Source organism: Pedobacter cryoconitis, assembly GCF_014207135.1.
Lineage (GTDB): Bacteria > Bacteroidota > Bacteroidia > Sphingobacteriales > Sphingobacteriaceae > Pedobacter > Pedobacter cryoconitis_D.
Genome location: NZ_JACHCC010000012.1, coordinates 26,207 through 47,449, shown reverse-complemented (window position 1 = coordinate 47,449; position 21,243 = coordinate 26,207). Strand labels below are relative to the sequence as shown.

20 protein-coding genes and 1 tRNA gene are annotated in these 21,243 nt (G+C 37.2%); 12 read left to right on the top strand and 9 right to left on the bottom strand.

What is annotated here, in order from left to right; translation table 11 throughout:
- Positions 1–55: 55 nt before the first annotated feature.
- Both HDF25_RS20760 and HDF25_RS20755 read left to right on the top strand, forming a co-directional pair.
- Complete coding sequence (locus HDF25_RS20760) at positions 56–1,303, top strand: cation:proton antiporter (protein WP_184628321.1); 1,248 nt, start codon at positions 56–58, stop codon at positions 1,301–1,303.
- Between the two features lie 8 nt (positions 1,304–1,311).
- Positions 1,312–3,333 (top strand): cation:proton antiporter, encoded by a 2,022-nt coding sequence (locus tag HDF25_RS20755; protein ID WP_184628320.1) that lies wholly within the window; start codon positions 1,312–1,314, stop codon positions 3,331–3,333.
- Between the two features lie 3 nt (positions 3,334–3,336).
- Here HDF25_RS20755 and HDF25_RS20750 read toward each other — a convergent pair whose 3' ends face one another.
- Together HDF25_RS20750 and HDF25_RS20745 are read right to left on the bottom strand one after the other, a co-directional pair.
- Positions 3,337–3,870, bottom strand: a complete 534-nt coding sequence (locus HDF25_RS20750; RefSeq protein ID WP_184628319.1) for a YfiT family bacillithiol transferase — start codon at positions 3,868–3,870, stop codon at positions 3,337–3,339.
- 53 nt (positions 3,871–3,923) lie between these two features.
- Complete coding sequence (locus HDF25_RS20745; RefSeq protein ID WP_184628470.1) at positions 3,924–5,258, bottom strand: sigma-54-dependent transcriptional regulator; 1,335 nt, start codon at positions 5,256–5,258, stop codon at positions 3,924–3,926.
- Positions 5,259–5,468: 210 nt separating this feature from the next.
- Between HDF25_RS20745 and HDF25_RS20740 the strand changes: the two genes are divergently transcribed.
- The 3 genes from HDF25_RS20740 to HDF25_RS20730 all read left to right on the top strand — a co-directional run bounded on the left by HDF25_RS20740 (position 5,469) and on the right by HDF25_RS20730 (position 8,644).
- Positions 5,469–7,475, top strand: coding sequence for an HD family phosphohydrolase (locus tag HDF25_RS20740; RefSeq protein ID WP_184628469.1), 2,007 nt, complete (start codon positions 5,469–5,471; stop codon positions 7,473–7,475).
- A gap of 67 nt (positions 7,476–7,542) precedes the next feature.
- Positions 7,543–7,632 (top strand) — tRNA-Ser (locus HDF25_RS20735).
- Between the two features lie 217 nt (positions 7,633–7,849).
- A complete protein-coding gene (locus HDF25_RS20730) occupies positions 7,850–8,644 on the top strand; it encodes a Fic family protein (protein WP_184628318.1) in 795 nt (264 codons plus the stop codon).
- A 406-nt stretch (positions 8,645–9,050) separates the two neighbouring features.
- On the opposite strand, the gene HDF25_RS20725 is transcribed toward HDF25_RS20730, so the two are convergent.
- From HDF25_RS20725 to HDF25_RS20705, 5 genes are all read right to left on the bottom strand, one after another.
- Positions 9,051–10,121, bottom strand: coding sequence for a YhcG family protein (locus HDF25_RS20725; RefSeq protein ID WP_184628317.1), 1,071 nt, complete (start codon positions 10,119–10,121; stop codon positions 9,051–9,053).
- A 650-nt stretch (positions 10,122–10,771) separates the two neighbouring features.
- Positions 10,772–11,686, bottom strand: a complete 915-nt coding sequence (locus HDF25_RS20720; RefSeq protein WP_184628316.1) for a helix-turn-helix domain-containing protein — start codon at positions 11,684–11,686, stop codon at positions 10,772–10,774.
- Between the two features lie 19 nt (positions 11,687–11,705).
- Positions 11,706–12,443, bottom strand: a complete 738-nt coding sequence (locus tag HDF25_RS20715) for an SDR family oxidoreductase (RefSeq protein WP_184628315.1) — start codon at positions 12,441–12,443, stop codon at positions 11,706–11,708.
- Positions 12,444–12,455: 12 nt separating this feature from the next.
- Positions 12,456–13,433: an aldo/keto reductase gene (locus HDF25_RS20710; RefSeq protein WP_184628314.1), complete on the bottom strand. Its 978-nt coding sequence runs from the start codon at positions 13,431–13,433 to the stop codon at positions 12,456–12,458.
- Between the two features lie 118 nt (positions 13,434–13,551).
- The gene (locus HDF25_RS20705) at positions 13,552–13,755 is read right to left on the bottom strand and encodes an aldo/keto reductase (protein ID WP_184628313.1); all 204 of its coding nucleotides are present in this window, start codon (positions 13,753–13,755) and stop codon (positions 13,552–13,554) included.
- A 99-nt stretch (positions 13,756–13,854) separates the two neighbouring features.
- Between HDF25_RS20705 and HDF25_RS25950 the strand changes: the two genes are divergently transcribed.
- The 5 genes from HDF25_RS25950 to HDF25_RS20685 all read left to right on the top strand — a co-directional run bounded on the left by HDF25_RS25950 (position 13,855) and on the right by HDF25_RS20685 (position 17,966).
- Entirely contained in the window at positions 13,855–13,971 is a 117-nt protein-coding gene (locus tag HDF25_RS25950; RefSeq protein ID WP_317618240.1) for a hypothetical protein, read from the top strand.
- Complete coding sequence (locus HDF25_RS25905; protein WP_260409426.1) at positions 13,949–14,140, top strand: SDR family oxidoreductase; 192 nt, start codon at positions 13,949–13,951, stop codon at positions 14,138–14,140. Before HDF25_RS25950 ends, HDF25_RS25905 begins: the two co-directional genes overlap by 23 nt.
- A gap of 402 nt (positions 14,141–14,542) precedes the next feature.
- Positions 14,543–15,430: a LytR/AlgR family response regulator transcription factor gene (locus HDF25_RS20695; protein ID WP_184628312.1), complete on the top strand. Its 888-nt coding sequence runs from the start codon at positions 14,543–14,545 to the stop codon at positions 15,428–15,430.
- Between the two features lie 131 nt (positions 15,431–15,561).
- Positions 15,562–17,079: an ArnT family glycosyltransferase gene (locus HDF25_RS20690; protein WP_184628311.1), complete on the top strand. Its 1,518-nt coding sequence runs from the start codon at positions 15,562–15,564 to the stop codon at positions 17,077–17,079.
- A gap of 299 nt (positions 17,080–17,378) precedes the next feature.
- Positions 17,379–17,966: a hypothetical protein gene (locus HDF25_RS20685; protein ID WP_184628310.1), complete on the top strand. Its 588-nt coding sequence runs from the start codon at positions 17,379–17,381 to the stop codon at positions 17,964–17,966.
- Positions 17,967–18,357: 391 nt separating this feature from the next.
- On the opposite strand, the gene HDF25_RS20680 is transcribed toward HDF25_RS20685, so the two are convergent.
- Positions 18,358–19,167 carry a biotin/lipoyl-containing protein gene (locus HDF25_RS20680; RefSeq protein WP_184628309.1) on the bottom strand — a complete coding sequence of 270 codons (810 nt, stop codon included), beginning with the start codon at positions 19,165–19,167 and terminating at the stop codon, positions 18,358–18,360.
- 98 nt (positions 19,168–19,265) lie between these two features.
- The gene (locus tag HDF25_RS25750; RefSeq protein ID WP_221450982.1) at positions 19,266–19,445 is read right to left on the bottom strand and encodes a hypothetical protein; all 180 of its coding nucleotides are present in this window, start codon (positions 19,443–19,445) and stop codon (positions 19,266–19,268) included.
- A 1,066-nt stretch (positions 19,446–20,511) separates the two neighbouring features.
- On the opposite strand from HDF25_RS25750, the gene HDF25_RS20675 reads away from it, so the two are divergent.
- Positions 20,512–20,727, top strand: a complete 216-nt coding sequence (locus tag HDF25_RS20675; protein ID WP_184628308.1) for an addiction module protein — start codon at positions 20,512–20,514, stop codon at positions 20,725–20,727.
- Positions 20,728–21,036, top strand: a complete 309-nt coding sequence (locus HDF25_RS20670) for a type II toxin-antitoxin system RelE/ParE family toxin (protein ID WP_184628307.1) — start codon at positions 20,728–20,730, stop codon at positions 21,034–21,036.
- The last annotated feature ends 207 nt before the right edge of the window (positions 21,037–21,243 follow it).

Genomic DNA, 21,243 nt, shown 5'->3' with positions numbered 1-21,243 from the left:
TCGTCTATTTTGTTGTTAGAACAATAAAACAACAAGGAAAACCCTAATTTAATTAATGGATACTTTTACTACGATTACCATTCTGGTAACTATCAGCGCACTCATTTCCTATTTGAATCACCGTTATGTCAAGCTGCCCGGAACGATTGGGATTATGGTCATTGCCATCAGTCTTTCAGTACTCATTCTGATTACGGGAAAGTCTTTTCCGGCAGCTTATGAGTTTATTTCACAGTTAACCTCGAGCATAGATTTCACCAGAACGCTACTGGATGTCATGCTTGCCTTTTTGCTCTTTGCCAGTGCACTTCATTTCGATTTCGAAAAACTTAAAGCACAAAAACGTCCGGTACTGATTTTAAGTACGGTAGGTGTAATTGGCTGTACCACAATATTCGGCTTCCTTTTCTACTGGGCCGCCTCCTTATTACATATCGAGATTCCACTACTTTACTGTTTTCTCTTTGGTGCGCTGATTTCTCCTACAGATCCGGTTGCGGTATTATCCGTTTTAAAGAAATCCAAAATCCCGCCTTCCCTCGAGACTATTATTGGCGGGGAATCGTTGTTCAACGATGGTGTGGGTATTCTTTTATTTGTCTCTCTCCGGGAACTGACTGAAAACACAACAATGGCCTTTTCCTGGTCACATTCTGCACAGTTATTTGCCCAGGAAGTATTTGGTGGCATTTTATTGGGTGTTGCCTCTGGTTATCTCTGTACCAGGCTAGCTAAAAAAGTAGATGAACTTCAGACTATATTAATGATGACATTAGCTATGGTCATGGGTATTTCAGTGATCGGCAGCTTACTCCATGTTTCTATTCCCCTGGCTGCAGTAACCGCAGGACTGATGCTGAGTAATATGAAATTGGGTGATAATGCAAATTCACTCCATCTTAAAGACATACTGGATAAAATCTGGGGCCTGATCGATGATCTGCTGAATACCATTTTGTTTGTCATGATTGGTTTACAGATTGTCATTATTCCATTCTTCCGTAATTACTGGCTGATTAGCTTATTATCTGTTATTTTTGTATTGATTGCCAGAGGGTTGAGTATTGCAGCTCCTACTATACTGATGAAAAGATCTTTAAAAACAGACTATAAACGGCTGGGTATTCTGATCTGGGCAGGCCTGAGAGGCGGGATTTCTGTAGCTCTTGCCCTATCTTTACCAGATTCGGCATACAAGCCACTGATTGTTTCGGCCAGTTATATCATCGTAATATTTTCGATTATTGTACAAGGCCTGACCTTAAATAAAGTAGTTAATAAATTTTCAGTTAACGGGTTTTAAATTTATATATGCACACCAACTTTTTTGATCACATCACGAACCAGTTTCAGCTTCCCTTTACCAACCCGGTATTGATCTTTTCCTTATTGTTATTTATCATACTGATTGCCCCTATCCTGCTGGGGAAAATTAAAATCCCAGGTATTGTAGGATTTATTATCGCCGGGATACTCATCGGCCCCAATGGCTTTAATATTCTGAAGAAAAACTCTGCCATTGAACTTTTTGCAACTATCGGACTATTGTACATCATGTTTATTGCGGGCATAGAACTCGATCTGGCAGAGTTTAAAAAGAAGAAACATAAGAGTTTCATCTTCGGCTTTTTCACTTTTGCCGTTCCTATTCTGATTGGTTTCCCAGTCTGTTATTACCTGCTGCACTATTCCCTGCTGACTTCCATCCTGACAGCCAGCATGTTTGCTACCCATACACTGGTTGCCTATCCGATTGTCAATAAATTTGGAATTGCTAAAAATGAGGCTGTAGCTGTAACTGTCGGAGGGACAATCCTTACCGATACCGCAGTACTGATTATCCTGGCCATCATTATGGGCTCTGTACAAGGTGAACTGAACAGCGCCTTCTGGATTCAGCTCACGATATCCCTGACTATATTCACCGCAACGGTGTTTATCGTTATCCCTAAAATCGCCAAATGGTTTTTCACTAAACTGGAAAGTGAGAAAACCTCTCATTATATCTTCGTATTATCAGTGGTTTTCTTTTCTGCTTTCCTTGCTCAGCTTGCAGGGATAGAGCCAATTATCGGAGCTTTCGTAGCCGGATTGGCGCTGAACCGCCTGATCCCACACTCTTCAATCCTGATGAATAGAATTGAATTTGTAGGTAATGCCCTTTTCATTCCTTTTTTCCTGATCAGCGTAGGGATGATTGTTGATTTGCGTGTGCTTTTCAGAGGCCCTGAAGCGCTGATTGTAGCTGGAGCACTAACGCTTGTCGCCCTTGCAGGTAAGTATATGTCTGCGACATTGACACAGTGGATTTTCAAGTACACAAAAAATCAGCGTTTATTGATCTTCGGATTAAGCAGTGCACATGCAGCGGCTACCCTGGCTATCATATTAGTTGGTTACCAGGCCAAAATCATTGATGACAATATTCTGAATGGTACGATCATTCTGATTCTGATTACCTGTGTATTCGCCTCTTTCGCAACAGAAAGGGCCAGTCAGCAGATCGTAGCTGAAGAAGAAATATCTGGTCCGGAACCTATCGAAAACCAGGAAAACATCCTGATCCCTATTGCTGACTTTAACAACATGGATACGATGCTGGATCTGGCTGTATTATTTAAAGACAAGGATTCGACACAACCTATCAATCTGCTTTCTGTTGTACCGGATAGTGATAATGCACAATCTAACCTGCTTATTGCGCGTAAAAAACTAAATGAATCTGTAAAATATGCTTCCGGAAACGGGACACAGGTCAAAGTGATTGCTACTCTTGATCATAACGTTTCCAGTGGTGTACTCCGGATTGCAAAAGAAAAATCATCCAATATTATTATTACCGGATGGCCCAGAAAAACAACAGTATTTGATAAATTTCTGGGAGATAAATCAGCTGCACTGATTGCTAAATCCCCTGCTAATCTATTCATCCTGCATCTCAACAAACCCATAACTGTTCATCAGCGTATCCAGCTGATTTGTCCGCCAGCCTATTTAATGGAAAAAAACATGAAGGTATGGCTTGCCAAAGTTTGTAAACTGAGTACCGAACTTAGTCTTCATGTTCATTGCTATTGTGATGCTGCCACCAAAGCACATATTCAGCATGCTTTAAAGGCTATGAAAGTTAGTGTAAGTTTTAAATTTGATGCCACTGAAGTATGGAAAGACTGGAGAATCCTCAAAGAAAGAATCAAGGCTGATGATTTCATGATTGTAGTCATGGAACGTAAACCCGAAACGACTTATCTGTTGTCGCTGACCTATACTCAGCGCAAACTGGAACATCTTTTCGAGTCCCAGACCAAATTATTGATTTACCCGCAAATTTAAAACTTACCAGCCCATTCTTTTACGTAAAGACAAAATCTGCTCTGCGTGATGTTTTCCATGCCAGCTGTATAGATTGGTCATCTGCCAGAGCGGGACATAGCTCTTGTCACCAGGATGATAATATTCCCGCTTCCACTGCTCATCTGTCAATTGAAGCAGCAGAGAAGTCCAGCGACGGTGCAGTGCATGAATAAGCGTAATAGAAACATTTAAAGGAACATCTGTGACATCAGGAAGTTCGGCCCAAAGCTGTTCTTCGTAAGGTTTGATCACTGGCTTATCTTCAGTTAGAGCAAGTTTCAGTCTGATATAGGCATTCATATGGCTATCGGCAATATGGTGAATAACCTGTATCGTATTCCAGCCTCCTTCTCTGTAGGGTACATTTAACTGTGTTTCATCAAGATTTTCAATACAATAATCCAACAGTAAAGGAACAGATTTAATTGAACCAATCCAGGTATTCAATGATTGTTGTGTATATGCTGTAGCCGGCACAAAACGTCCTATAGGGAAAGCATGTTTTTCTATTTCCATGTTCTAAAATTAGCAAAAAGCTTTAAGAGTCTGTTTAAACAGACTCCAAATAATTAACTGATGTGGTATTCTTCCAGTTTGCGGTAAAGTGTAGTTAAGCCGATTCCCAGCAGACGAGAGGTCTCTGTTTTATTATTTCGCGTATATTTCAGCACTTTCATGATATGCATCTTTTCTATAGTTTCCATCTTCATTCCATCTCCCTCACTTATAGTTCCCTGATGAAATTCAAATGGAAGTAAACTGGCATTCAGACTGGTACCATCAGACAGGATCACAACTCTTTCAATCACATTTTTCAATTCCCGGATATTTCCTTTCCAGGTATGGTTCAGTAACATTGTACTGAACTGCTCATCCATTGTAAAATCTGGTTTATTTACTTTAGCCGCAAACTGCTTTAAATAATATTTAGCAATGATCAGGACATCGCCCTTTCTTTCGTTCAGCGAAGGGAGTTCTATGGAGAACACAGATAACCTGTAATACAAATCCAGCCTGAACCGGCCTTCTTCTGCTTCGGTTTTCAGGTCTCTGTTGGTCGCAGCAATAATCCGGACATTCACTTTTGTCGTTTGCGTATCCCCCACCTTAATGAAGGTCTGATTTTCCAGAACACGCAATAATTTAGCCTGAAGGTCAAGGTTCATTTCTCCTATCTCATCGAGAAAAAGTGTACCTTCATTAGCCTCCTGCAATAAACCTTTTTTATCTTTCTGCGCACCGGTAAAAGCCCCCTGCTTGTAACCAAACAACTCACTTTCAAGCAAATCAGGATTAAATCCGCTGCAATTCAGCGCCACAAAGGGTTTTGTCTTCCGCTGACTTTCAAAATGAATAGCCTGCGCAAAGACTTCCTTACCTGTACCTGTTTCTCCAAGTAATAAAACAGTGGTATCAGTCGGAGCTACTCTCCGGGCAAGGTCTATAGCTTCCAGTACCGGCTTGGATTGCCCCAGTATAGAAGTAAAATCGTATTGTTTTTGTATTTTAGATTCCAGTTCAAAAACGCGGTACTGCAACTTAGCTTTTTCCATTGCTTTATATACCAGCGGGATAATCTTATCATTATCATCGCCTTTGGTGATATAATCAAAAGCGCCATTCCGCATTGCTTTTACCCCGTCCTGAATGGTCCCAAATGCAGTCAGGTTAATCACCTCGGCATAGGGTTTCAGCTGCTTAATTTGTTTAACCAGCTCTACCCCATTAATATCTGGTAATTTCACATCACTGATCACGACATGCACTTCCTGGTTCGCCAATACTTTAAGTCCTTCTTTTCCTGTATTGGCCTGGAACACAGTAAACCCTTCAAGTTCAATAATTCTTGCCAAAAGACTACATATCTTTTTTTCGTCGTCAATGATCAGGACACTTTGCTGCATAGTTAAAATTTTCATCAAAAATAGTTATAATAAGACATATGTAATCCAAACAAAGTATTTGTTTATTTCCCCATTTCAGGTAACACGGTCATATTCATTAAAAAATCTTATTTTTGTATAAAAAAAACCTTCATCATTTTGGCTAAAATCAAAAAGAATTCCCATAAGATCCTTTACAGAAAGTATTCTTCTAATATTAAATATATTATGATGGTACTGACTGTGCTTATCATTACGTTTTTTTTACCTAAGCAACCCCGTTTCAGATATGAATTTCAGAAAGGAAAAGTATGGTTAAACAAAGACCTTGTCTCTCCTTTTAGTTTTGCAATCCTGAAAACCAGTCCGCAGGTAAATACAGACAAACAGGATGCACTGGAAAACGTTCTTCCTATCTATCGCTACAATACAGAATTATATTCAAGTGTAGAAGAGGCTTATCTGAATGAATTTGATGTAAAATGGCGTGGAAATGCTTTTCCTGAAGAGGAAAAACAACCTAATAAAATTGCTTCTCTGAAATTACTGAAGGGGATTTATGAGAAGGGGATTATTGCGATCAATCCAAAACATCAGAAAGGAAGAAAGTATTATGATATCTCCCTGCTGAATAATAATATTTCAAAAACTATCAGTACACAGGATGTCTTTACTGTGCAAACTGCACTGGATTATTTCAATTCGACTTTTACCTCTACCAAGGTGAAAGAGAAGGAAGTGGTCATGAACCTTGTGGAGGATCACTTGCAACCCAATATTGTTTTTGATGAGAAGCTGACTTCAATCGTGCAGAATAATACGATTAACAGCCTTTCTACTACCCGCGGGATGGTTCAGAAAGGGGAATTGATCATTGCCAAAAACAATGTAATTGATGATGAGGTCTTCCAGAAACTTCAGTCATTCAAGGAAACCTATGAAGCGCAGACCAAAACTATCGGGGATAGTAAACTGGTATACCTGGGTCAGATCTTACTGGTTGGATTCATTCTGACTCTGCTAATGGTATTTCTTTCCATGTTCAGAAAAGACATCTTCAATGATAACAGACAACTTTCTTTATTATTACTGGTCATTACCATGCTCCTGCTGGCCCTTACCTGGTCTATCAAGCTGAACATGCCAAGTCTTTATTATATTCCATTCTGTATCGTTCCTATCATTATCAGGATCCTTTTTGATACACGACTGGCATTATACCTCCATTTGCTCGTTATCCTGATAGCGGGCTTCTTTGTCCCTAACAGTTTTGAATTTGTGTTTTATCAGGTTACGGCTGGTATGGTGGCCATATACAGTATCAGGAACCTGATCAAGAGAGAGCAGCTGCTCTTGTCTGCCCTGTTTATCCTGACAGCTTATTTTATCTGTTTTATCGGGATAGCTTTACTGCGTGACGGTTCATTTAAAGATATCGAATGGATCAACTTTGTGCCTTTTATTATCAGCGTATTGTTATCTCTGCTGGCTTACCCGCTGATCTATGCTTTTGAAAGGGTATTCGGAATAACTTCTGATGTTGCTCTGATTGAGCTGACGAACACCAACAACAAACTATTGAGGGAACTTGCCTTCAAAGCCCCGGGAACCTTTCAGCATTCCTTACAGGTGGCTAATCTGGCCGAGGCAGCCATCTTCAAGATTGGTGGAAATTCCCTGCTGGTCAGAGCTGGTGCATTGTATCATGATATCGGTAAAATTGAGAACCCTCAATACTTTATCGAGAACCAGAATACGACCTTAAGCCCGCATGATAAACTGCCTTATGAACAAAGTGCCCAGATTATCATTAAACACGTCCATAAGGGCATAGAAATTACCCGCAGACATCAGTTACCGGAAAGTGTGATCGACTTTATCAGAACGCACCATGGAAATACCCGTGTTGATTATTTCTATCAGTCCTTCCTTAAAAACTCTCCGGAGAAATTTGTGGATGAAAATATCTTCCGTTACCCTGGTCCTATTCCATTTTCTAAGGAAACCGGGGTATTAATGCTGGCAGATTCGGTCGAAGCAGCCTCAAGAAGTATCAAAAATCCTAATGCGCAAAACATAAATGACCTGGTCGAACGCATCATTAACTACAAATTAGAACAAAATCAGTTAGACAACTGCGATTTAACGTTAAAAGATATAGAAACTATAAAGCTGATATTCAAGACTATGCTTATGAGCATCTATCATGTGCGTATAGATTACTTACAAAATGTGTAAAATATTTTTGTAAATATAATTCTATTACTATATTTGCAACCCCGGAAAACGGGTAACAAATTTAAACGGAGGGATGCCTGAGTGGCCGAAAGGAACAGTTTGCTAAACTGTCGTACTGGCAACGGTACCGAGGGTTCGAATCCCTCTTCCTCCGCCAAACATAAATGCTGCTTATCGAAGATAAGTAGCATTTTTTGGTTTAAAGCCGGGCCGCACCCTTCAGTGCGAAGACCGGCATAAACCAAAAAATGCGTACGAGCGAAGCGAGCGCATTTCTGTTTGAAGCCTCCCCCCTCAAGGGATCAGCGAGCGCAGCGAGCTAATCCTCTTAGGAGACCATCCTGAGAATGACCCAAGAAGATTATACGCGAAAGATGCTACAAACAGATTTACAAATCCTATCTACAAATTTCCTTCAGCAATATAAGCAGGTTGTTTCTAGTGAAGCTTTATCTATTAGCATTAGCCAATTAGAAGATACTCCCCTTTCAACAGATAATTTCAGCTTTCACCATGCGGTAGCCTCTGTCTATTCAAGTAAAATTGAAGGGGAAACAATAGAATTGGATTCTTATGTGAAACATAAACGTTTTCATATTGAATTTCAACCTGATTATACCCGTAAAATAGATGACCTATATCTGGCTTATCAATTTGCCTCAGAAAACAGACCAGATAAAAAAACGTTTGCCGAGATGCACACACTTTTAGCAAAACATATCGTATCCACGAACTACCTAGGTAAATTCAGAAATCAAAATATGTTTGTAACGACAAAAGATGGCCGGATTGAATATGTAGCAGCCGCTCCTTTTGAAGTGACTTCTGAGATGGATAAATTGTACGCTGATCTGGAGATACTGCTGAATAGCGAACTGACTATATCAGAGACTTTCTTTTTTGCAAGTATGATCCATCTTGTATTTGTAAAAATACACCCATGGAATGATGGCAATGGACGTAGTGGACGTTTGTTTGAAAAATGGTTCCTTGCACAAAAACTGGGAAGTAAGGCATGGTTTATCCAATCTGAAAAATATTACTATACCCAGCATGAAACTTATTATAATAATATAAGGGCATTAGGATTGGAGTATCCTACACTGGATTACACTAAAGCTTTATCATTTTTATTGATGCTGCAAAAGTCTGTTTTAGAGAAAGAATAATAACCGGAGAATAATTCCAGAGTAAAACTTATTATATTTTCCCTACCATAAACGCTATAAGAATTTCAGCGACTTTGTAAGCTATAAATTCATGAAGTGTTCGAATCCCTCTTCCCCCATATTGCCAACTACTTGGGTACTACCTAAAAAAAGTATTTGTAATAATTTCAAAGAAGTAGCTATCACCTCGCTTGATTATAGCAATCATTGAACTTATCTACCATAATTAACAACACTTTAAGAAATAAAAAGGCCAAAGTTAGAACTCAAATTAGAGTTAATTCTGGCTTAGTACCCAGTGCCGGAGTCGAACCAAGTTAGATTTGATTAAAATAACTGATACAACAATCTAATAATTACTATTTTACATTAATTTTAGAATATTTTATTTCCTAATGTTCTGAGATTAATCTTCCCTACTCTTTAATTCATTTTCTATTTCTTCAATTGTTGGCAGGCTTGACCTAAGATCCTTTGGTAAGGACCTCGTTAATTCAAATTCAGAAATACCTATGGGCTTATTCATGTCTCTTAAAGCATATTCGGCCACAACCTTATCCTTCGTCTGACAAAGTATCAGACCAATGGTGGGCTTATCTTCTTCATACCTAATTAACTCGTCTACTGCCGAACAATAAAAATTCATTTTCCCTGCATATTCAGGTTTAAAGTCCCCTTTCTTTAAGTCAATAACTATAAAACATCTCATTTTAAGATGATAGAACAGAAGATCCAGGTAAAAGTCCTGATCACTTACAGTCAATTTATACTGTCTCCCAACAAAAGCGAAACCTGCACCTAATTCTAAAAGGAACTTTTCTACATGCTTGACAAGTTCAGTTTCCAACTCTCTTTCTGTGAAAGCTTGAGTAAGTGTAATGAAGTCAAAGATATATGGGTCTTTCAATGTTTCTCTAACCAAATCTGATTCAGGATCAGGGAGTGTTTTAGAGAAATTATTAATTGTTTCCCCATGTCTAAGGTGAAGATTATTCTTTATCATTAAACCTAGAATATCCCTACTCCAGCCATTTACAATCGTTTGCTCCGCATACCAAAGCCTTATATTTTTCTCCCTAATCTTTTGCATTAACAAAATATTATGGCCCCAGGGAATTTGGGAAACAAGTTGTTTCCTGAAATCAGGCTCTTTATCAGTATTTTCTTGTAATTGGGAAACGGCTTGTTTCCCAATTACATCATCAAAATCATATCCTTTATAAAACTGAACCATAAACTTCAGGTTTCTTTCTGAAAACCCTTTAACCTCCGGCAATTCATTTTTAATATCATTGGCCAACCGGGACGTAACGGTTGCTCCCCAACCTTGCTCTATCTGTTGTTCATGAATTAACTTACCAATATCCCAATAAAGCATAATCATTTCAGCATTTGCCGAAAGAGCAGCTCTAATTTGAGCACTACGAATCCTAACCTTTATCTCTATTAATAAAGACTGATATATTTTGATCTCCATTGATTTATGATTACATCAGTAAATTTAAGACACCTTAAAATTACCAGTAATCAAAATTAATACAAATTGCTCTTTGGATGGTAATCTTTCAGTACGATCTTATTTTCAGAATCGGATTAGAAAAAACATTTTGAGAAACAATACCACATTCGAAATGTTCAAAACCAAAAAATCCTCCGATTTTCATCGAAGGCTTTTGAGTCGTACTCTCAGCCGGAGTCGAATCACCTAGCAATGATTTCAAGTTTTAAAAGATTAATGAGTAATCTTACATATATCCAAAAGCTTACGTCCTACATAGACCCTTCTTTAAAACTATACTATCTACTCAAAATCTGCCTCAAAACGCTAAAAATCCCCTCAAGGTGTTCTATTAGAATCCCCTCTCCCCCATATTGCCAACCACTTGGGTACTACCTGATCGAATCGCAGATAATGCATAAGTTGCATTAACCTTAATGATTGCTGAGATTAAGTCTGATGAAAAGGAGATAATGGTGAAAGTAATGATAAATCTGATTAATACGAATAACTAAAAACCAAAAAAGCCTCCAAATTTTCATCAAAGGCTTTTGAGTCGTACCCCTAAGTACTTAGATCGAACCAATGTTAGTGGCAAGTGGCTTTTATTCATTAGCTTTCTGCCGACTTTAATTAAACGAATGTCTGAACTCCAAAGGCGAAACATTTGTCTTTGTCTTGAAAAGTTTGCTAAACGATTGTGAATGTTCAAAGCCCAATTCATAAGCAATTTCCGAAACGGAAAGATTTGTAGTTGATAGTTTTTCTTTAGCTTTTTCTATGATTGCGTTCTGAATGTATTGTTGTGTGTTTAGCCCTGTCAATGAACTCAACATGTCACTCAAATAGCGTTGCGACAGCTTTAATTCTGTACTGATATATTTTACTGATGGCAAGCCGTTCTTCAGACTGTTTTCTTCTTCAAAATAGCTGTTTAAAAGTTCATCCAAAGAAGTTATGATGTCGTGATTGATTGCTTTCCTCGTGATAAATTGTCTGTTGTAAAAACGATTGCTATAATTCAATAACAATTCTATTTGCGACACCAAAACATCTTGGCTGAAACTGTCAATATTGTTGTCTAATTCATTGGCTATTGTAGCAAATAAATTGGCTATGATTTCTTTTTCTTTTGCCGATAGAAATAAGGCCTCTGAAACATCGTAAGAGAAAAAGCCGTATTGATTTATTGTTTTTCCTAATGGATAATTTCGGATAAAGTCCGGATGAAAATACAAAGCGATACCTTCATAGCTTTCTATGTCTTCCGGTGGAAAAACAATTTGTTTTGGCTTCAAAAATGCTAATCCGCCTTCTTCAAAATCGTAATATCCCTGTCCGTATTTTATGTGTCCTGTGAATGTAGGCTTAAAGGAAATCTTGTAGAAATCAAGACTTACTTTTTGCCCTTTTGGAAACATTTCAATCGAAACATTATTATAGTCAACCAATGCAATCAGTGGGTGCAATGGCGCAGAAAACCCCAATACACGCACCAATTGCGATATACTTTTGATGTGATTGATGTTAGCTTGTTGTTGCATTTTTCGTTTACGAATTTAATCAATTTTGTTTTGACGGACGAATAACAATATCGCCAATTTCAACATCGTTAGGTTGGCTTATTGCATAAATTACAGCATTGGCAATGGCTATGGGATCTATGGCAATCTGTTCCATTCCTTTTTGAATAGTTGTTTTCATTTCTTCGTTTTTTATGTTGTTTGCAAAATCTGTTTTCACAAATCCCGGCGAAATGCCTGTAATGCGTATGTTTCCATCTGACTCTTGACGAAACGCCTCTGCAATCGTGCGAATGGCATTTTTAGTTCCTGCATAAACGCCCTGCATGGACACAATCTTAATTCCTGCCGTTGAAATGATATTGATGATATGTCCCGATCGTTGTTCTTTGAAAATAGGAATTGCAGCAGCCATCCCATACAAAACGCCTTTTAGGTTAATGTCGATCATTTCTTCCCAACCGTCAATATCCAATTCGTCAATGCGGCTTAATTGACTGACACCTGCGTTATTTACAATGGCATCCAATTTTCCATATTGCTCAACTGCTGTATTTACCAACCTAACTAGATCGGCTTTATCCTTTACATCAATTTGAGCAAAGGTGGCTTCACCACCTTTGCTTTTAACTTCTTCAACAAGTTGTTGCAATTGTTCTGTTCGTCTTGCACCCAAAACAACCCTGGCACCGTTTTTTGCTAATTCTATTGCAATGGCTTTACCCATTCCACTGCTTGCACCTGTAATGGCTACAACTTTCCCTTTAATATTTTGCATTGCTGTTCATTTTTATTTGTCTATTTGTTTTTCTAAAAATTCGGGATAACGGTCGCCCACAAGTGTAATTCCATTTACTGTTGTGTCAATTTTTGCAAGTTCATCGGCTGTTAATACTATATTTATACTACCAATGTTTTCCTCTAAACGATGCAGTTTTGTAGTCCCGGGGATTGGTGCTATCCAAGGCTTTTGAGCTAAGAGCCAGGCCAATGCTAATTGTCCGGCCGTAACATTTTTTTGTTTAGCAATCTCAGAAAGTGCGTCCACTAAAACCAGATTAGCCTTTATATTTTCTTCGCTGAAACGAGGAATAATGTTTCTACGGTCGATATCCTCTAATTTTTTGTTTATTATACCTGTGAGGAAGCCTTTGCCCAAAGGACTGAAGGGAACGAAACCAATTCCTAACTCTTCCAAGGCTGGTATGATTTCATTTTCTGGCTCACGCCAAAACAAAGAGTATTCGCTTTGTAATGCTGTTACAGGTTGAATTGAATGTGCTCTTCGAATAGTTGTAACACTTGCTTCCGATAAACCAAAATATTTTACTTTGCCCTCTTGTATCAGGTCTTTCACTGTTCCTGCAACATCTTCTATCGGAACATTAGGGTCAACTCTGTGCTGATACAACAAATCGATGTAATCTGTCTTTAATCTTTTTAGAGATGCTTCGGTTACTGCTCTGATGGTTTCGGGTCTGCTGTCTAAACCTACTGCTGGTCTAGCATCCTTACAACCAAATTTTGTGGCGATTACTACGTCTTTTCTATAGGGCTGTAATGCCTCGCCAACAATTTCTTCATTGGTGTAAGGTCCGTAGGCTTCTGCGGTATCAAAAAATGTAATACCTCTTTCAACTGCGTTGCATAGTAGTGTGATGGCATCTTTTTTATCAAGAGCTTTGCCATCCAAAAAGTTTAAACCCATACAGCCAAAGCCTAATGCGGAAACTTCTAATCCGCTATTTCCTAATTTTCTCTTTTGCATAATTCTTTATTTAATTATTTCTAAAACTGACTTAAATTTCAAGTACAAAATTCTTGATTGTCGCGCTATAAAAAGTAGTTGGATTGGTAATTGTTGTAGTCAGATTTTCAAACGTTTTTTAAACACTATAAATTAGTCCGCTACCTTTAGCTAACGATTTGATGGCTGTCAGATCATCGGCAGACAACTCAAAGTCAAATACATTGAAATTTTCATTTATCCTTTTCATATGTGCTGATTTCGGAATAACCACGACTTCTTTTTGGATTAACCATCGTAGAACCACCTGAGCGATACTCTTGTTATATTTGCTTGAGAGCACTACTAAAAGTTCCTGATTAAAAAATTATTTCTGCCCTGGACAAATGCCGCACATCGGGCATATCCATCGTTTGGGCTTTACGGCGCTGCAAAAGCTGCCGTGATCTTTTTGGCGAAAAGCTTTTCAAACAACTTGCTAGAAAGAAAAATCAGGGTAAATGTAATAACTCCGGGTACTACAGACACACCTGCATTTGATAAGTTCCGTTCCTGCTGAACAAATTGAAGCTGTGAAAACACAGTTTGCAGGTGTAATGCCGATAGGCAGGATCGGGCAGCCATCAGATATTGGTGAAACAGCAGTTTTCCTTGCTTCTGAAGATTCTTCTTTCCTGCTTGGCTCCGAACTTCCTGTTGATGGTGGCATGACCTACTTAGCTAAGTAATTTCTTATTCACTGGCACGAGTTCAAACTCATGCCAGTGAATATTAGATGCTAAGGAATCAGCAATAAAATATTGAGGAAGGTTAACTGGTATATAAATAAAAGTCTCATTATTTATTCAAAATCTGCCTTAAAACACTAAAAAAACCTTCCACGTGTTCTATTAGAATCCCCTCTCCCCCAAAATGGAATTCAATTTAGCTAGTAAATATTCACTGATCGTAAGTGTTCTATATAACTAATGATAGGTTATCTGTTAAAGTTTTTAGATTTGTTCATGCTTTAAAGTGTGATAACTTAAAGTATGCATTTTCAGGCTAGCTAGAATTGTTTCCCTAGACTCTACAGATACTTAAAAGTAAATTCATTCGCATCACAGATTATGAAATTTATAAATTTTGGCATGCAACTTTTCAATAATAAGATTGATTATCCGCTAAGATATCAATCGAAACACTTGTCAAAAATTGTGTTGATCCAATTTTTATTAATTTTTGTCACCCTCTACTTATTTAAGCCGTTTACTGTAAATGTGACAGAACAAGAATTAAATTACTTAACCATCTGCTGCTTACATGCACTATCTCCCGCATTGATCGTTTACTTATATTTTAGTACACTTACCCGTTTCAGAAAAAGAAATCAGATAAATAACTGGACATTAAAAAAGGAATTTTTTCATGCAGCAATTGTATTTTTGATTATAGGCTTATCAGGCTTTTTATTACGGAATGTGATCTATACTAATCCAGACAACATTTCATGGCGCTATTTATGGGAAGAAATACGAAATGCTTATTTAGCAGGCTTAGTGTTCTGCTTTTATTTAATTTTTACTAAGCTTTATATTAACTCCACAATTGATAAATCTCCCAATTATCATACTGATGCGGTTACTCAAGAACCTTTAAAGCAGTATTTAACTGTACCTTCAATATTTATTAAAGCGCACGTTAGGATTGATGATTTCTATTTCAAAGCCAATGACCTGTTATTTGCCAAAGCAGAAGGAAATTATATTTCCTTAACAACCGTCAAAGATGGTTTTTTAAAAACTGAACTTAAAAGAATCTCCTTAAAACAATTGGAAACACAACTTACTGTCTATCCTAATTTATTACGTTGTCATCGCTCGTATATATTGAATATTCAACAGGTAGTAAAGATTTCAGGTAATTCACAGGGATATTTAATCTCATTTAATAACACGGAAGACAAAGTACCTGTCTCACGGGCATACTTAAATGTGTTTGATCAGATCTACCAGCAAGAACCCAATTTAGCCTGTTAGTTATCATCCTTGTCATTTATCACAAAACGTAGTTACTCATCACAACCTTTTAGCATAGTCTATGAGTTCATGTATTTTTGAAGAGTCAATGCAGCAGTTATTCCTGAGGCTTTGGTTTTCTCAATAAAATCATGAAAAACACACAAAACACAACATTAATTATCACACTATTTTGCGTGATAAATTTGATCCTGCACTTAATCGCTGATTATAATTCAGGATTTCACGGAGATGAATTGCTGCACATCACAACTGGTAACTATCCTGCCTTTGGCTATATGGAGTTCCCGCCAGTAATTGGGTGGCTGGCATGGATACAAAATCAATTTGGATCAACTTCGGTATTTATACACCATATTTTTGCTCATATTGCCACTTTACTAATTTTGATTCTAATTGGATTAACTATAGTAGAATTGGCTGGAAAATCGAAAGCAGTCTTTATCGCGCTACTTTGTATTATGGTCTCGCCTGGGTTTGACAGATCACACCAATTATTTCAGCCAGTTGTATTCAGCGAACTTTTTTGGGTACTATCTTTTTACCTGCTGGTAAGATTTGTAAAAGAGTCAAATAACAAAAATTTATTCTACTTAACTGTTGCTTTTGCATTTGGTTTTTTAACCAAGTACGATATCGTGTTTTTTATAGCGGGGATTTGCAGTCTTTTCTTTTTTAAAAACACGCAAAAGATATTGTTAAGCAAGCAATCCTGGAAATTCGCTTTAATCTTCCTTGTTATTGTGGCGCCTAACCTTTGGTGGCAGTATATACATAGTTTCCCTATGTTCCAAATGTTTTCGCGCCTATATGAAACGCAACTGGATAAGTTGAGTGTCAGTGGCGTTTTAGGCCAATTAATAATTGACCTTAACCCAGTAACTCTATTAATATGGTTACCTGGCTGTTTTTTTATGTTTAATAATAAGTCTAAAGCAACCTATCGGCCTCTAGCCGTTTACATCACATTGTCAATATTGTTTCTGGCACTGGCAAAAGGCAAGCATTACTACTTTTTTTCAGAGATCATATTTTTGATCATATTTGGCAGTATCTGGTTCGAACAAACGGTACTGGCCTGGCGAAGGTGGTTATTATATCCTGTTAGTACGCTGTTTATTTTGACAGGGCTATTCCTGCTGCCATGGGGATTAATGATATTGCCATTAAACAGTTTCATCCGTGTTTACAAGTTGAAGAAAGAAGAAAACAGGTATGGGATACCTGATGAATATTACACGAAAAGTAAATGGGTAAAAACAATGTCGGCCATTAAGGCTGTTTATGATAGTTTGCCTGCTAAAGAACAGAAGGATTGTTTAATTTGGGGCAAACATTATAGTCAGGCTGGTGCTGTAAATCTATTTGGCAGCATGTATGGTTTACCAAAAGCTTTCTCTTATCATGGTAGTTTTTACTTATGGGCCCCCGGAGGAAAAATTCCAGAAACAGTTATAGGCTTTACAAACGGCGAAGCAACTATTGATTTCTTTGAGTCCTATTTCAACTCCGTTGTTGCAGTAAAGAAGGTCTATAATCCTTATGCATCTTTCAATAAAGACGTATTTCAAACTATTTATATCTGCAAAAGCCCTAAACAAAGTTTTGATGAGTTAAAAGTTCTCTTTGAGAAAAGAGTTTTTGAGTAAATTTAGGAATGAGCTTGACTATTTATCCAAAATCTGCCTTAAAATATCAAAAATCCTTTCAAGGTGTTCTATTAGAATCCCCTCTCCCCCGATATTGCCAACCACCTGGGTACTACCTAAAAATAAGTATTTGTAAGAATTACAAAGAAGTAGCTAGTACAGTAGAGGGTCTTTTAGCGGAATCCCAGACCAAGCGCTGAGACTTGCGCTAGATTGGGCAGATCTGTGTTATTAGTAGTATCTTTTTAAATTTACATAAAATCAAATACTACCACATTGCACAGGTACATAATTTAAAAATGACATTTACTAAAAACAATTTCCCCGAAATAACATCCAGGCATTCCCACGTTTTCACTTCGTTCATCAAAGGATTTGGGTGGCTGATGTCTGTATATGTACCCATTGCTTTGATAGTATCAACGATAGTCGTTTTTAATTCAAGACATAGTTCAATCAGTTTAAAAATAGGAATACTTGTACTGTCCTTACCGCTGGTGTGGTTTTTTGGATGGCTGATGGTAACGGAGCGAAAAAAAACGAAAAGTAATGTCACCAAAATAACGGTAGATAAAAAAGGTATTAATTATTACAACGACATAGAACTGATTAAAACATTAAATTACGATGATTTGAAAATCCGTCCGCAGAATGAAAAATATGATGTATTTTTGAGCGAGCTTGGAGAGGAGGGTCCTTTCATACTAAACTTTTATGTTTTGGATTCTGAATCTGGTAGGCTCCTGAGAAAAGACCCTGCTTTTGATTCGGACGTTGTTATCACCAACAGTAACCAGCTTACCCGCCATTTCGTAACAGGTATATTATACTTTAGACCCGATTTAAAAATTGAACCTGGTGTATTAAATTTGTACCAATTGGAATAGGTTAAAAATGAAATACTGTACTAGCAATTTTCCTTAAAGAGCTTTTCATCCCCCCGACTGCTTTAAACCTGGTTGTTGCAGATCGTATTAAGGCTTTTGTTTTTACATTTGTTATTTGAAATTCTGTCTATATTGTATACCTAGGCTCCAGCGTTTCTGTCAGAATGGACAGTAATTATGAACAGTACTAGATGATGACATAGAAAGTTGACAAGAAGAAATTCTGCTCGCTATAAATCGCAGTCAATCACCACTTAGTAGCAATATTTGGGATTTATGGGCGACGAAACTATGCAATGGAAAGAGGTTGTTCGGCGATATATGTTGAAAGTTTATATAGAGACTTGACTACTCGGTTTAGAAGTTAGTGAGAAGAATAAAGGCACTATTATTATTTATTAACAGGATCAAGTAACGCAATAGAACCAGGAAATTTAAATACAATACCTTCTTCCAGTAACCATATAAGCCGACCCGTCTGGGGAGCCACAATTTCTGCCCAAACTTTGTCAGTACTTATCTCACAAATTACTTCATCTTTTATAACAATCTCGCCCAATTCTATTTTCCAATTGGTAATGAAGGCTTCATATTGTTCGAAACATGCTAAATCGTCTTCAAATACTACACCAACGCTATTTGGAAATTTATCTTTTATAATACTATATGGTGACAACAATGGACGAGGTTTTCGCCAAACAGGTGCCCCAAAGGGCGGATCAATTTTCAAATACCCTTCAGAAATTTTTCTGGTTGCTTCGGCTTCCATGGCTATCCTTGCGTTTTCTTTTTCTTGCTTTCTCATTGCTTCCTGCTGACTAAAAAAGGTAGTATCGCCTTCTAGAATATCAGTAGCATATTTCATCAGGTAATCAGCATATGCGTAAAGTTGATCAATCTGACCACCAGCAATTGGTATTTCAGGTTTTCGTTCGTTTATCAATTCCTCGATACTATAACGATCACTATCCCTAGTATTAATCTGCAAATAAATATTTGTATTCATACCCCAGTTTCTACCTTCTATCACGATCCGGATTTTACTATTCGAAAACGTTATCTGAAACCGATTATCTATATCTCTTAGGATAACATCCTCTTCCTGTAAACCGAAACTACTACAGATCGGCGCAAAGGCTTTCCGTGCTTCGTCTTTGAAATAGGGAACTAAATGAGCAGTGAGTTGATTATAATCTTGCATAATTTTAATGGTTTATAGCAAAAGATGTTGCGACAAAGTCGCCCACAAATGTTACTAATTTAATCCAACTTCTGCTACTATTAATTCCTCAATCATTTTCAATTTTCCACGCTTATGGAGCTAACTGCTTTTATTTCGGGTCCGTAAACTATGTCAAAGTAAACATTAAATCTTTTGTCTTTATACCTGCATAGAAAAACATTTGCTTCTGCTACCATTACCTCTTCCAATATTTCAATTTCATATACTGAATTTATTTTCCTTAAAGCATTTGCCATTTCACGATAGCTCAAGGCCATTGCCCAATAAATCCTAATTTGCCGTTTTGGCCCGCCTTTGCGAGATACGGGCTTTCTTTCTATGCGTGTGCCGTTGAATAAAACCCAATTATGGATGAGATTCGACTTACAACTGACCTAAAAATAGCGGTTTGGATTATCAACACTACTGAAGAGTGCCTAACCTTATGATGGTTCTAAGTGGCAATTTGACCTATTGAATATATGAATCAGACGAATTCTAACCTTAATCATTATATTTACAAACGCAACATTGTTACACAACTATTGATGATATTTTCAGAAAAGACTTTGAAGGAGTTAATCTATCCAACGCTTAGAGCTATTGTTTTTATATTTGGCTTTTTGCTTCTTACTTTAACTATTACCCCTTTTTTAGGATTACGCGCGAGCTACAGTGGTTTACTTGAGGGGGGAATTCTTGGTTTTATCTTTGGAAGATTTGTTATATTATTATTTATTACACTTTTATCTTTTACTCTTTTATATCTGGTTGGAAGATTATGTAAAAGGAAAACAACTAGAATGACTTATCTCTTTCTTTTTTTAACACTTTTAATAATGACTATTTGGAGGACTTATTCTTTTATCGACGGGTATTTATTATAATACTCCGCAATATTAGGTCGATAATAGCAACTGGTAGAATCTTCAAATGATTATTTAAAATAGAAGGAATAAGTTCTTCATCAGTAACAACTGGGACTTCAAATCTCGCTATTTATTCAAAATCTGCCCTAAAACGATAAAAATTCCCACAAGGTGTTCTATTACAGTCCCCTCTCCCCCGCCAAACATAAATGCTGCTTATCTTCGATAAGCAGCATTTATTGGTTTAAAGCCTTCGCACTGAAGGGGTCAGCGAGCACAGCGAGCTAATCCTCTTAGGATACCATCCTGAGGATGACCAGAGGAAAAACTAACTTACGAGCAGGGCGAGAAAATTCCCAGACAATGATCAATCTTACGGCTCACAGGTTTCATTGTTTTAGACAGTTTTTAGAAAAAATTAGCTAAATTTGTTAAAGGACTAAAGTAAAACACTATGATCGCTGTAGAATTATCATTTAGACAATTAATTGATGCGGTGAGACAATTATCACCATCTGAAAAACTGGAGCTAAACGAGGTAATCTGGGCCGAAGATATAACTATTCCTATAGAACATCAGAACATCGTAAATGAAAGGATTTCTGAATACAAAGCCAATCCGGAAACTTTATTAGATTGGACTCAGGTCTCAAAAAAGCTTAAATCATAAATGTCATCTTATAAAATTAAAGTCTTTCCTGAGGCTTTAGATGATATTCAAAAAGCAACAGACTGGTATAACGAACAATCTTACGGATTAGGCACACGTTTTCAAAAACAAGTCGTACAACAGATTAATAAGTTAAATAAAACTGCTGAAGTTTATACTGTACGTTATAGTAACGTTAGATGTATGGTAATTAAAAAATTCCCATTCATGATTCATTTCTTAATTGAAGATGAGATAGTCGTGATCTTTGCAATTTTCCATACGAGTCGCAACCCGAAAATATGGGATAAATTGTTAAAACAAAAATGATAAACATACAGCTTTAGGAAATTATTTACTCAAAATATCCTTTAGCTATCTCACAAGAATTTTAGTAATCATACAAATTATTAGTTCATGAATACCAAAAGGTGTTCGAATCCCTCTTCCTCCGCGAAATGGGATTCTATCAATCTCAGCAAAGACCTGCTCCACTTCGATCAGCTCTTTTTGCTTAAGTATCGATTTATTATGAGC